The 14,095-nt window shown below is 47.9% G+C and carries 3 protein-coding genes; all 3 read left to right on the forward strand.

Annotated features, from left to right (window positions below):
* Positions 1-88: 88 nt before the first annotated feature.
* The 3 genes from ACOJUN_RS25345 to ACOJUN_RS25355 all read left to right on the forward strand — a co-directional run bounded on the left by ACOJUN_RS25345 (position 89) and on the right by ACOJUN_RS25355 (position 14,042).
* Complete coding sequence (locus ACOJUN_RS25345) at positions 89-8,563, forward strand: hypothetical protein (protein ID WP_422134607.1); 8,475 nt, start codon at positions 89-91, stop codon at positions 8,561-8,563.
* 121 nt (positions 8,564-8,684) lie between these two features.
* A complete protein-coding gene (locus tag ACOJUN_RS25350; protein WP_422134608.1) occupies positions 8,685-9,065 on the forward strand; it encodes a hypothetical protein in 381 nt (126 codons plus the stop codon).
* A 180-nt stretch (positions 9,066-9,245) separates the two neighbouring features.
* Positions 9,246-14,042 carry a hypothetical protein gene (locus tag ACOJUN_RS25355; RefSeq protein WP_422134609.1) on the forward strand — a complete coding sequence of 1,599 codons (4,797 nt, stop codon included), beginning with the start codon at positions 9,246-9,248 and terminating at the stop codon, positions 14,040-14,042.
* The last annotated feature ends 53 nt before the right edge of the window (positions 14,043-14,095 follow it).

Raw genomic sequence — 14,095 nt, forward strand, 5'->3', positions numbered from 1 at the left:
TGCCATGAGCGATTGAAAGTTGCCCCCCTCGCCCGGTTTGGCAGTCAATTTTCACGGTAATCAAAGCATTCAACTTTGAGGTAGTAGAATGACAAAGACTCGCCCCAATGCATTAAGCCTTGCAGTGGCCGTTGCGATCGGTTCTTCCATCGTTGGTACACAGGCACTCGCCGAACGCAAGCTACAGACGAAATCGATCGATATACCAGACAATGGACATGCGGAATTCACGCGTAGCGAGGTTATAGTTCAGCCAACGTTAGATGATGACCTGCAGCCAATCCCCAATTCCTTTACTACCACCTACCCTGATCAGGCTCAGGTCAGAGGAGGCTTCGACGTTCCTTCTGAAGGCTTCACAGAGGTTCTTTCCGGCATCGAGGGTGGCGTTTCCAATATTGATCTGTTTGAAACAGACGAGAATGACATTGCCCAAAAATACACAAAAGTCCTCAAGGTTGGCAATGAAGGAGTCTTCAGATTCACCCATAATCTTGCAGAAAAGGAGCTGCTCATTGAAGTCAGAGAAGGAATGACTGATCAGAATTCAATTGCAGCTGTTCGAACTCAATTAGACGACACCCAACCATTAGAACCATTAACGAAAGTTGCAGGCCCAGAACAGTTAACCGCAATACTGAAAGGCGCCAATGAAAGATCGGGAAACCTTGGCGAAGTTGATAACTTCGTTGCCCTTGCCACCATTGAAGTAGACGAAGTGGACGTAGAAGGGCGCACCTTCATGCGACTTATCGCAGCAGGCGATCAGCCTACTAAGCTTCAGCGCCTGGGTCTATCGCTCTTTGTTAATGATGAGGCGCTTTTTGCAGCAGCCACCTCTGCCTATACCCAGGTTCATGTTCTGGGGGAAGACTTACAAAAGGAAGCCCTGAATGATCTGTTGTCATACCATCAACCCGTCGGCTACGTTCTCCATTTTGAGGACGAATCACAGTCTTATCGTTTGCCAGCCGGTTATCCAAAGCTGGAAGTGGAAGAGGTCCGGGGGGGCGTTATTGTTTTCCGATCTCAGAAACAAAATCCGGCCGACATCGCTTTTGTGGAAAGCCTCTACAACCTCTGGCGAGAAGATGACGCTAACAACCCCACTCCAGTAACAGCAAAGGTAAAAAAAGATAAGGTCAAAAGCTACCAGTACGTCATCCGAAACAGGCAAATGGAACTGCTGGAGGAGTTGGCTGAACAGTACGATACTGTAGTTGGCAGAGCTGAACTGATTACGCTTACATACTATGAATCTCTCCAGCAGGCGTTGACCAATGCCAGCCCGGATCAAGCCGATGACTTTGAATTAACGATAGAAGACATCAGACAGGCTTCGTCAGGGGTGACGACAACCTGGGTGCAGAATCAACTCGAAAAACACTTCGGCTTTAAACCCATAGTTAAAGATCTTCTGGCTAATCAGCTCTTTATTCAGGATATTCAGAAAGTGGTAACCGCTATCAACCAGGCCCACAACGGTGCTCCCGGGGTCGAGGGAAAGTTTGCCAGCAGCATTTCCAAACAGCTGGTTAAGATAGAAAGCATGCAGGAAGAGCTGCAAACAGAAGCAAGGAGACTCACCCGGCTTAGAGACCAGTTAAAGCTCACATTGAAGGCCACTACCAGTGTAGAGAAACAACTCAGAGCACTTCAACTCAAGCGACAAGTTGAGGATGCGCTTGCAGAAAATCGTAAATTGAGGGATGAACTGCAAAACCCGTCAGGAGAAATTCAGCAGGAGGTCAAAGGAGTTCTCAGCCTGGAGCAACAAATTCGTAATGCCAGAGCAGGTGCCCTGCCAATAGAAGAACGACTCATTAAAGAAAAAATTCGCGCAATCTACAGACCGTTCGCTGCAACAGCAAAGTCTTACGAAGAAGCTTTAAAAGCAGAACCGGGGGCCATTGGTGGCGAGCCCAATATAGCTTCAGTGGATGAGGACAATCTGAGTGCCCTGCAATTCGTTCAACAGCAGCTGAAAAAAAACAGTGAGGAATTCCGAAAAAATCTGGCAATCTTTGAAGTTCAACTCGGTCTGGTTACGAACAATGAAGATGACCTTCAAGCCCGCTACCAGGCCATTCTACAGCACCTTCAGGAGCAGAGACTTGAGGCCGTAAAACAACATGGTCAGAATCAACAAGAGCAGGAAGAACTGAAAAACTGGTTAGAGAAACTTCAGCAGGAAGCCAAACGAATTCAGCAGCTGGAAAAAAATGTTGGTATTGCCAGAGCCATTGTAGAAGAACACAACACTAAAGAGGCAGCAAAGCCTGGTATTGATAACCGGGACAATAGCCAGCCACTGGAAGAACAAGTATATGATGCCAGAGCAGACGCCACAAAAGATCGCAACGCTCAAACGGCAGCAGAACTTGGTATTGATAACTGGGACGATACTCTGCCACTCGAACAACAAGCCAGACTCATCAGAAAAAAAATTCAGGAAATCAAACCACCGGACTTCGTAACAGAACAGACTGATGAAAAAACGGTCAAAGCACAACTGGCGGGCATTGGAAACAAGCGTCGTCTTATTTCGGCCAATGAAGACCAGCTGGAAACCCGTCAGCAGAGCATTCCTGAACACTTCGAGCAGAATGAACAGAAAGACTGGATAGAGAAACTTCAGAAGAAAGCCGATCTGGTTCCATTGCTGAAAAAGCTGGTTCATACTCTCAGTAGAAATGGCAGAAAAGCTAAGTACGCTCTTTCAGCATTAAATCTTGGTATTGATGACTGGGATGATAACCTGCCACTCGATAAACAATTCGGACTCATAGTAAAAAAATTTAGTGAAATATACGCATCGATGGCGGCAGCAGGGCAGTCTGATGAAGGAGCTCTAACAGCAGAACCAGCCGCCATTGGTGGCTGGCGCGGTATTGCTTCGGTCAATCAATACAATCCGAACACCCTTCTGTTCATTCAACAACGGCTACAACAAAATGAAATAACACTACCCAAATCGGAAGTACGGAAAAAGCTGACTATCTTTGAGAATTATCTTGGTCTGGTTCCGGAAAACAAAGATGATCTTGAAGCCCGACATCAGGCCATTCACCAGCACCTTAAGCAGCAGGCAGCCGAGATCGCTCGACAGCCTGTTCAAAATCAACTTGAGCATGAAACCGATCGAATTCAAGAGCTGGAACAACAAGTTCGTGATGCCAGAGCAGATGCCACAAAAGCTCGTAACGCTCAACTGGCAGCGGAGCTTGCCATTGATGACTGGGATGATTCTCAGCCACCCGAAGAACAAGCCAGACTTATTAGAAAAAAAATTGCTGAAATGAAACCATCGGTTGCGGCAACAGGAAAGCCTGATGAAGCAGCTGCAACAGCAAAACCGGCCGCTATTGGCGGCAAACGCAGTATGACTACGATCAATGGAGACGATCTGGATACCCTTGAGTTCGTTCAACAGCGAGAGCTACTGCCACAAAACGAAGGACTAACCGATCAGGAAATACGGGAAAACCTCTCTTTTTGTGAAGGCAAGCTCGGCCTGGTTCCGGACAATGAAGATGACCTTGAAACCCGTCACCGGGGTCTTCAGCAGCGCATTCAGGAGCAGTCACTTGAGATCGAACAACAATTTATGAACTTTCTAGATGAGCACGATGGACGCAAAACATGGTTACAGCTTATTAAGAAGCAAGTCGATCGAATTCCAATTCTGAAAAAAGAAGCTCGTGCAGCAGTTCCAATAAAAACTCAAAAATACAACGCTCAACTGGCAGCAGTGCTTGGTATCGATGGCTGGGATGATACCCAGCCAATCGAAGAACAATTCAGGCTCATCAGAGAGAAAATTCAAGAAATCAAGCAACCGGTTACCGCAACATCAATTGCCCCAACACCGGTTACTGGTGATACCGGCGAAGAGGTCGGAAAAACTGACAACACCCGACGGGCATCAGAACCAGGTACCGATGATCGGGATGATACCCAGGCACTAGAAAAAAAAACCAGACTTATCAGCCATAAAATTCATAAAATCAAGCAATCGGTTAGCGCAATATCCATTGCCACTACACCGCTTAGCGCAACGCCTCTTGCAACAGCATCAATTGCCCCAACACCGGTTAGCGCAACGCCTCTTGCCACAACACCGGTTATCGCAACAGGAGCCGCAGCACTACATTCTCGGGAAGAAACTTTAAAGGAAAAACCAGCGGCCATTGAAAGAAAGCAAGCTATGACTCCAGAGGATGAAAACGATCCGGATGCCCGCTATCGGCTCCTTCAACCGCACCTGCAGAATATGCTGAAACTAACCGATCAGGCAATCCTGAATAAAGACACCGCACTGGAAAATCGTGCCAAACCGCAGTCAACATTACAAGACCGGCTCTTAAGGCTTTCAGAGTTGGAAAAAGAACTGCAAACAGAGCTGGAAGACATCAGAACACCAGGCCACCCCAGAGCCATGCCTGAAGTATTTGGGACACTTCGCGCCGTGGAAAGAGTCCTGGAGCAGGAGGTGATTTACCGTAAAGAGGACGATGTATACTTCCATCGTCTGGCTGTTTCTGAAGGTATACGGATGTTCATCACAGAAGCCAAAGAGCGGTCAGAGGAAAATGCCCTGATATCACTGTATTTCCTGGAAAAAATATTAGACCTCCAAAGCAATGAAGGTGATGACAAAGCAGCAAGACTGGAAAGGGTTCGTACAAGGCTTGATGGCGGTGATATATCAAATTACAAGCTGGTTGAAATGATCGAGCTCCTCTGGTGTGAGCTGGACAGACATGACCTGGAGGCACTGAAGGGGGATCTGCCAGAGACGAATCTCAAACTCTTCACAATTCGTGAGCGTCTTGCCTTTGCAATCGAAGAGTCTGATCAGCGAGCCATAGAAAAGCAGGCAGAATACCTTTTGGCTATAGAAGACCAGCTGGCGATCAACCCTCATAAAAACCCTGCTGCTATAGAAAGAGGCAAAGCTTTCACGGCTAAACTGGCCGGTGATCTGCAGTTAGAGTTTGAACAGGATGACAACCTGTCTGACCAGAAGGATGCTCTAAAAGACAAAATTCAGGCATTAAGAGAAGAAGTAAACGAAATCTATCACGATGAAGGCGGCAAAAGAATCAGTAACAATCAAATTGCTGATCGACTTAACATTGAGAACTATGGATATCACGCCAGTATAAACGAACAAAAGAGTCTAATTGGCGCAAAACTTGATCAGCTGGATGAAGAAGTTTTCAAAGCGGGTCAGTCTGGCGTTAATGAGCGTATCGCAACTATTGAAAATGAGCTTGACAAGCAAATGGCTCGTCTGGGACCTAAACCCCGATACGTTCTTGATCGTGATGTTGCCAGGGCCAGATGGGCAATAAAGTTAGCCGAGAATGACCTGGACTCAGCTCATCGCAAGCTACATAAGATTGGTGACAAACACCTGGTATTTGCGTGGAGCCTTGCCAGCCAGCAACACCTTTCGGATGAAGAAAAAACGGTTATAAACCGGGCAATGAAAGAATTCCATACCCATCTGGGTCTGGATTCGGGTGACTCACAGCCCCCTCAAGAACGAATGGAGAACGTCAAACATTACCTGCGGGGATGCAGTCAGGAACAACGGGATAACATCGTTAAGGAACTGAGAGCCAAAACAAACAGGAACATTGAGATAAAAGGAAATGTCCTCAGTTTTACGGAAGAACATGAAGAGTTTATTGTCGATCTGCACAAAAAAATTCCTGGTTTGTACGGGACCGGTAAATTCGGTGGATCATTGGGTGAACTGGCTTCAACCCGGATAAAGAACTCTCTGGTCAGGCAATTTCTGGTTGATCACGACAGGAAAAACTTAAAAGTGACCAATGCGTGGTTTGAAAAGAGGAATGCACAACAGAAGCTGGACCTTAAAAAAGAGGAGATCAAGCGTTGTAGAAACACTGATGACATGGCTGAAACCATACATAAGAACGAAATAGCGCGGCTGAATTTGGCCCTGAAACTGAAAAGTAAAGAGGTATCAAAAGCAGAAGAGGACCTGACGGATTTTCATAAAACGTCTCTTGCCCCCTTGGAAAAAACGGTGGGACTTAAACCAGACGCCACTGACACCAGTGAACACCGGGTTAATGCCCTGAGACACAAACAGGTACAACTTGGCGGGCACGACGGCACCGGCGGCAGGATCCGGCAACTGATTCAGGAACAGGCCCGTCTCAAAGGCGAGATTAAAGCCGGGAAGGCAAAAATTGAGAGAAGGAAGGAAATCCTGAAGACTGCAGAGAAAGCCGTCGAAGAAGAGGACGGTCCCTTCCAGTACACGCCGAGACAGGTAAAGGCTCTGGACGCTATCCACAAATTCTCGAAGGAACACCCTCTCAAAAAACAAGCTATTCAGGCCGCCATTGGCCTGCAGGAAGCAGCAGCCTATAGCGGTAAGACCCCCCCCGACTTTATAGGTTTCGATTATGACGATGAATTTGCACCGATTCGCTTGCGGGCAAAAGTCGGAAACAAACTGAGGATTCAACAGGCCGGTCAGATTGTGGAAATGTTCAGAAGCCTGAAAACAGCTTTCCCGCTCCCCCTGCTTTCAGAAGATCGATCTCGAAATGTTCTCAGGGAAATCCAAACACTCACGACCAGGGCATGGATTGAGAGAAACATTGGAGCAAAAGAATTCGGCGACGAAATTCGTAGCATAGGCTCAGCGGTTATTCACTGCATCGAACACCAGCAAAGGGACTTGAAAGACTTCTCGGAATACTTCGCTGCCCACTCTGCCAGTGGTGGCAAGATCATAGCTTTGCTGCGTGATGGTCTGATCAACAAGGTTGAACTTGAGAACTACATGAAAGCTGTCAGAGGTATCGATGGCTGTCTGCCAGCAGATGAATTTGAACACGCTCTTGGCTACAGGCACAAAGTCAATGTGCCCCGCTTCAGAGCTGTTGTCCAAAGGCTGGACAATGAGGTTGCTGAGGAATTCATGCAGAGTGCCTTTGCTAATGTGGCTGTGACTGCCGCTGGCCCGACAGGTATGACAGAGTCTGTTGTCGGCATGAAAGAGTACGCCGCTGCAGTTATCGCCAACTATGTTCTTGACGATATTGCCTTTGAAAACGGCCGCAAAACGACCGCATTCCTGGCCAATGTTCAGGATACCCTGACACCTTATGCCAATGCAGCTGGCCTGGCTGAATCAGAGCTGATCAAGATTATCAATAGCACATTGGTGCTGGCACATGCTGCAGCGGTTGAACAGCAGCTAAATGAATACTGGCTCAAACCTTCAGCCTATCTGGTTCAGGCTGTCACCTGGTACTACACCAGCTACAAACCTCTACTGATGACCTACACTGCCTGGCATGCAGCCGACCTGGCCCTCTCAAGTATTTCGTTCCTCTATCTTATGGATCTGACCAACAGAGGTGATTACACGCACAGGATGCTCACCCCTTTCCAGCACTGGTTGGAACGCTACGGTGTTGATCTTGACCGAATCGGGCAATATGCCTACCACAGAGAAATTGAAAAATTCTCTGAAGTAGGCGGGCTGGCAATGCCATTGGGCAAGGCCACTTCCTCAGCCATTCTGCTCAGAACCGGCTCCATGCTCTTTGCCAGACAGTACAACGCCAACCCCCATAGGTATCGCAGCATTCATCGCCTGATGCCTGAGATAGTAAAATCCATGGGTTCCGGACAAGGCGTTCAGGTGCCGCTGCTGCACCGGGTGACACCACAAGCAGTGAAAGGTCTGGCCTCTGTCACAGCCGGCCTCGTGCTGGGGCCGATTTCCACTGCCGGAGCATACGCCCAGGGTCTGTTATCAGGATTTACCTATGCTCAAACCTTTGGGTTCGCTCTGGCATCGAGCCTTGCTTTCGACTTCTTCATGAACGACAACAAGATGCTCACTCAATGGCTGGGTGGTCCTCTGGGGCGTGGTATTGACAGGATTAATCGCTGGCGAGGTGTGGGTGAAACGGACGCTGAATATGTGAAACGCACGGCTGTTGCCACGCCACAACGCTTCAATGAAACCGGTGAGGATTATGTAAACCGTGTTAAGGCAAGCAACAGCATGCCTGGCTGGACGCGTCATGAAAATTATCTGCATTTCCGTGAACGCCGGGATCGCACCATGAAGATGTTTGAGAATGGCTGGGAGAAATACTTCAGGGAAAATGTACCTAAATGGTCATTCTCCCATGCAGAAAGTGTTCCTTACTCTTACACTTTAGGTGTCTTCTATGAATGGCAAAAGGTCGGTGAATCAACCAGGCAACAAGCAACCACCGGCAGTGCCACGCCAGTGCCCCGTGAAACACCGGTGATGACTTCAGTGGAAGCGCTTCTTTCCGAGTCCACGAAGACTTCTCCGGTGACAAAGACTGAAGTTATTCCACCCATTATACTGGATGAATTCAGGGAAAGCTCTGAACCTGTGCCGATAACAACCGCGACACCCACTGCAGCGCCTGAGAAATCCCCGGCAGCTGTAAATCCAGCAATGGCTGGTCTTGCGTTCAATCTTGATGAAGATCGGGGAGACGATAAAAATCCCCGCGACGAACTCTGATATCAGAAACCAGCAGATGCTCACTTCATAGCCATCAAGAAGAAGCCGGTATAAAGAAATTCATACTGCTTTCTCTCTCTGATTGGGCTACCGATTCACCCCTATGAAGAGGTACGAAACAATGTATTCCATTCCTGAAAAAACAGCTCAAATGAATGCCCCCCGGGTCAATTCAGAAAAAGAGACATTTAATTGCAAGGCTTATGCTTCCTTCGCTCCCGGGAAACCCGAGCCAATAAACTGGCTTTCTGTCAAAAGGCTCCGGGCTTTTGCAATTTCGGGGGCCTCGTTCCTGACCATTCTATTGGCATTGGGCTTTGCCTCTGTGAACCATGCAGACTTGAGCGGACTAGAGGACGACGATGATCAACCCGACACTGAACAGTTCATGCTTGATGATGATGACTCCGGTACTCCGGAACCGGCTCCCTATGAACCGAATCTTGATGAAATGGAAGATCAGGGAGAGTTGGAAGGTTATGATCCCGATGAGGCAGATTAGCTCGTGCTCTGACTCGGAGATTTTTAAAAGAACTAAAAACCACCATTTATCCCGACGAGGGTAGAAACACATTGTCGCTTTCTGGAAAACGACAGCCACGAGCGATTAAAAGTCGCTTCCTTGCCACATGTGGCAAACACTTTTCACGGTAATTAAAGTAATCAGTCCTGAGGTAACAGAATGACAAATGCTCGTCCCAATGCATTGCACCTTGCTGTGGCCGTTGCAATCGGTTCTTCCATCTTTGGTACACAGGCGTTGGCCGATCGCAGGCTGCAGACAAAATCTGTCGATATTCTGGGCAGTGGACACGTGGAGTTTATCCAGAGTGAGATCATAGTTCAGCCAACTTTAGGTGATGACCAGCAACCCATACCTAAATCCTTTACAACCACCTACCCTGATCAGACTGAAGTCAGAGCGGGCTATGACGTTCCTTCTGAAGGCTTCACAGACGTACTTTCTGGCATAGAGGGTGGCGTTGCCAGTGTAGATCTGTTTGAAACAGACGAGAATGACGTTGCTCAGAAATATACCAGAGTCCTGAAGGTAGGTGATGAAGGAGTCTTCAAGTTCACCCATAATCTTGCAGAAAAAAAACTGGTCATTGAAGTCAGAAAAGGGATGACCGATCAGAACTCAATTGACGCCGTTCGAGCTCAGTCAGGTGACATCCAACCAATAGATCCGTTAACAAAAGTCGCCGGCCCCGAACAGCTGGCCGCAACACTGAAAGGTGCCCAACTAAGAGCGGGAAACCTTGGTGCAAGGGATGACTATGTTGCCCTTGCCACCATTAGAGTAAAAAAAGTTGAAGTGAACGGACGCACTTTTATGCGTCCAGTGGTTGCGGGCGATCAACTCCCTGAATTGCAGCGCCTGGGGCAATCGCTCTTTGTTAATGATGAAGCTCTTTTAGCAGCAGCCAACTCTGCCTATGCCCAGGTTCATGTTCTGGGGGAAAAACTACAACGGAGAGTTCTCCACAAACTACTGTCGTACCATAGACCTGTTGGCTATGTTGTCCACGTCGAGGATGACACACAGGCTTATCCTGTGCCCGAGGGTTATCCAAAGCTGGAAGTGGATCAGGCCTCGGAGGAGATAATTGTTTTTCGTGGTCAGAAACAGAACCCGACCGATATTGCTTTTGTGAAAAGCCAGCTTGACATCTGGGAAGAATATACAGTTAAAGAACTCACTGCAGAGGTTAAAAAAGACAAGATCAAAAGCTACCAGTACATTATTAGAAGCAGGCAGATGGCACTGCTGGAGGAGTTGGCTGCAGAGTTGGCTGAAAACTACGATGCCAAACTTAACGAAGATAACCTGTCAGAGCTTACCTATTATGAGTCTTTTCAACAGGCATTAAACAGTGCTATTGCCGATGGAACCGATGAATTTGAGTTCACAACAGGACACATCAGAATCGCTTCATTGGTCATCACGCCAATCTGGATGCAGTTTCAACTCATAAAAAACTTCAGCTTCAAACCCGTACTTAAAAATCTTCTGATTAGCCATAATTTTAATCACAATATTCAAAAATTTATATCCTCTATTAACACAGCGATGAAGCGCTTTGCTGATGGCGAAGGCAAAAAGTTTTCCTCCTTTTCCCCCAAAGTTATGGGTGACATTAACCAACAGATGCTCGAGATGGCAAGCACGACGGAAGTGCTGCGGGCAGGAGAGGCCGAACTCGCCGGGCAACTCGCCGGTACAGCCAAAACATTAGGCCACGGCACAATGGCAATGGCCGCTGCCAACGGTGAGGAAAAAATGAAACCAGAACGACTCAGTGAGAAATTTGAGGCTGGGCTTAAAGAGCTTCGTCAAACGTTCGAGGTGATCAAAAACACGGTTTATGAACTTCGGGAGGATGCCAAACGAATCCCGGAGCTGGAAAAAAAAGCCGATGATGTCGCAGCAGAAGCCACAAAAGTTCGCAACGCTCAAATGGCAGCAGGGCTTGGTATTGATGACTGGGATGATACCCGGCCACCCGAAGAACAAACCAGACTCATCATAGATAAAATTGATGAGATCAAGCAACGGATTACCGTAACAAGACAGCCTGATGAAGAAGCTGAAAAAGCAAAACCGGAGGTCATTGGCCGCAAGCGAGATATTACTTCGGTTAATGAAGAGGATCTGGGTATCCTTCAGTCCATTAAACAGCACCTGCAACGAAAGAGAGAGCTAACTGATCGGATAATCCAGAATAATCTGGCTTACATTGATTGTCAGCAAGGTGTGCTCCCGGAAGAATTAACCGATCGGATAATCCTGAATAATATGGCTTACATTGAAGGTCAGCTCGGCCTTATCCCGGTTGAAGGCAGGGATCTGGAAGTCCGTTGCCAGACCATTCAGCAACACATCTGGGAGCAGGACGCTGAGATCGAAAAAGAGCTGGCAGAACGGAATAACTGGATTCAGAATCTTCAGGAGGAAGTCGATCGAATTCCAATCCTGAAAAAAAAAGTTCTTGAAGCAACAGCAGCAGCCAGGCGAGATTACAACATTCAAATAGCAGCAGAACTTGGTATTGATAACTGGGATGATACCCAGCCACCAGAAAAACAAGCCAGACTCATCAGTCAGAAAATTCATGAAATCAAGCAACCGGTTATCACAACATTGATTACCCCAACATCGGTTGCCGCAACATCGATTACCCCAACAACGATTTCCGCAGCATCAATTACACCATCATCAATTGCACCAACATCAATTGCACCATCATCAATTGCACCATCATCAATTGCACCATCATCAATTGCACCAACATCAATTGCACCAACATCAATTGCACCAACATCGACTGCTGCGGCATCAATGGCCTCAACATCGGTTGCTGCAACGGGACAGCCTCGGGAAGAAGCTTTAAAAGAAAAACTGGCGGCCATTGAAAGCAAACACGATATTACTCCAGACAATGAAAACGATCTGAATGACCGCTATCAGTCTCTTCAACAGCACCTGGAGCGACTAAAAGCAGAACAGGCCGATCGGGTACAGGCAGCTGAGAATCATTTGGCTGACATTGAAGGTCAGCTGGGTCTGATCCCGGATAACGAAAAGGACCCGGAAATCCGTTGTCAGGCCATCAGGCAACACCTTAATGAGCAGGTCGCTCAGATCACTGAACAAAAGCAACAGCTTCAGCAAGAGAGCACCAGAACATTGGGTCTGCCTGCAGGCGATGCCCCTGCCCCTGCCCCTGAAGAGCAATTTGACACTGTAGAAATCGGTCAGGCGCTTGAAAAACTCGAAGCTGTCATAAAAGCTATGGACACCTGGGTGGAAAATGGCAACGATTTATCGTCTTTCTCTACTGCACTTAAAGCCTATTTAGATGCTTATGGCCGTGACAAAACCAATGAAGTCGAGGGCGAGCTGACTTTAACCTGGAAAAAGTACACTCCGGTCGCAAAACTTCTGGCTGAGCACGACAGAGAAAGTACGGAACTGACCAAGGCAGTGGTCGAAGAAAATATTGCACAAAATAATCTGGATCTCAGAAAAAAGGAGATTCCTGATTCTGGAGAGATCGATGAAAAGACTAAAACCTTCCATGAGCACGAAGTATCTCGACTGAATTTAGACCTGAAAGATAAAAAAGCAGCTGTGGCGGTGACTGGCCCGACGGGTATGAAAGAGTCTGTTGCCGGCATGAAAGAGTACGCAATTGCTGTCATCGCAAATTATGCTCTAGACGATATTGCCTTTGACAATGGCCGCAGGACAGTTGCGTTTCTGGCCAACGTTCAGGATACCCTGACACCTTACGCCAATGCTGCCGGACTCTCTGAATCAGAACTGATCAAGGCTATCCATGACACAGTGATGCTGGCTCATGCCGCAGCGGTTGAGCAGCAGCTCAATGATTACTGGGTCAAACCTTCAGCCTGTCTGGTACAGGCTGTCACCTGGTACTTCTCCAGCTACAAACCCCTGCTGGTAGTCCTTAGCACCTTTCAGGCTGCCAAACTGTCCCTCTCAAACATGGCATTCCTCTATCTTCTGGATCTGACCAACAGAGGTGATTACACCCACAGGATGCTGATACCTTTCCAGCATTGGTTGGGGCACTATGGTGTTGATCTTGACCGAACCGGTCAATATGCCTACCACAGTGGAATTGAACAAATCTCTGAACTGGGTGGGTTGGCCATGCCATTGGGTAAAGCCGCTTCCTCCGTCATTTTGCTGAAAACCGGCTCCATGCTGTTTACCCGACAGCACAACGCCAACCTGCAGATGTATCGCGGCATGTCCCGCCTGGTACCCGAAATAGTCAAATCCATGGGTTCCGGGCAAGGGGTTCAGGTACCCCTGCTGCACAGGGTGACACCACAAAAAGTAAAAACTCTGGCCTCTGCCACAGCCGGTCTGGTGCTGGGTCCGGTAGCCAACTTCGGAACATACGCCCACGGTCTTTTATCCGGTTTTACCTACGCTCAAACCCTCGGATTCGCCCTGGCATCGAGTCTCACTTTCGACTTCTTTATGAACGACAACAAGATGCTAACTCAATGGCTGGGTGGACCTCTGGGTCGAAGCCTTGACAGGATTAATCGCTGGCTGGGCATGGGTGAAACCCAGGATGAATATTTCAAACGTACGGCCATTGCTACGCCTCAGCGCTTCAGTGAAAACGATGAAGCCTATGCAAACCGTATTAAAGCAAGTGACATGATGCATGGCTGGACGCGGCACGAAAATTACCTGCATTTCCGTGAACGCCGTGATCGCACCATGAAGATGTCTGCGAATGGCTGGGAGAAATACTTTAAGGAAAATGTACCTAAATGGTCGTTTTCCCATGCAGAAAGCATTCCATACTCCTACACTCTTGGAGCCTTTTACAAATGGCAAAAGGGTGGTGATCAGACAATTCACGGTCATGAAAAGAGGTATGCCCCCCAATCGAGTTTTCGACCTGCAGCTTCAGCAGACAGCCTTAAATAAAAGCTACTTCCTCGCCTGGTGCTGCAGTCACTTCTCACGGTAATACAAGTACC

It is taken from the genome of Endozoicomonas sp. ALD040 (genome assembly GCF_049275945.1).
Lineage (GTDB): Bacteria > Pseudomonadota > Gammaproteobacteria > Pseudomonadales > Endozoicomonadaceae > Endozoicomonas_A.

Bases quoted from the DNA above. Each gene is read 5' to 3' on its own strand.
- ACOJUN_RS25355 (WP_422134609.1), top strand. From the start codon at position 9,246: ATGACAAATGCTCGTCCCAATGCATTGCACCTTGCTGTGGCCGTTGCA.
- ACOJUN_RS25345 (WP_422134607.1), top strand. From the start codon at position 89: ATGACAAAGACTCGCCCCAATGCATTAAGCCTTGCAGTGGCCGTTGCG.
- ACOJUN_RS25350 (WP_422134608.1), top strand. From the start codon at position 8,685: ATGTATTCCATTCCTGAAAAAACAGCTCAAATGAATGCCCCCCGGGTC.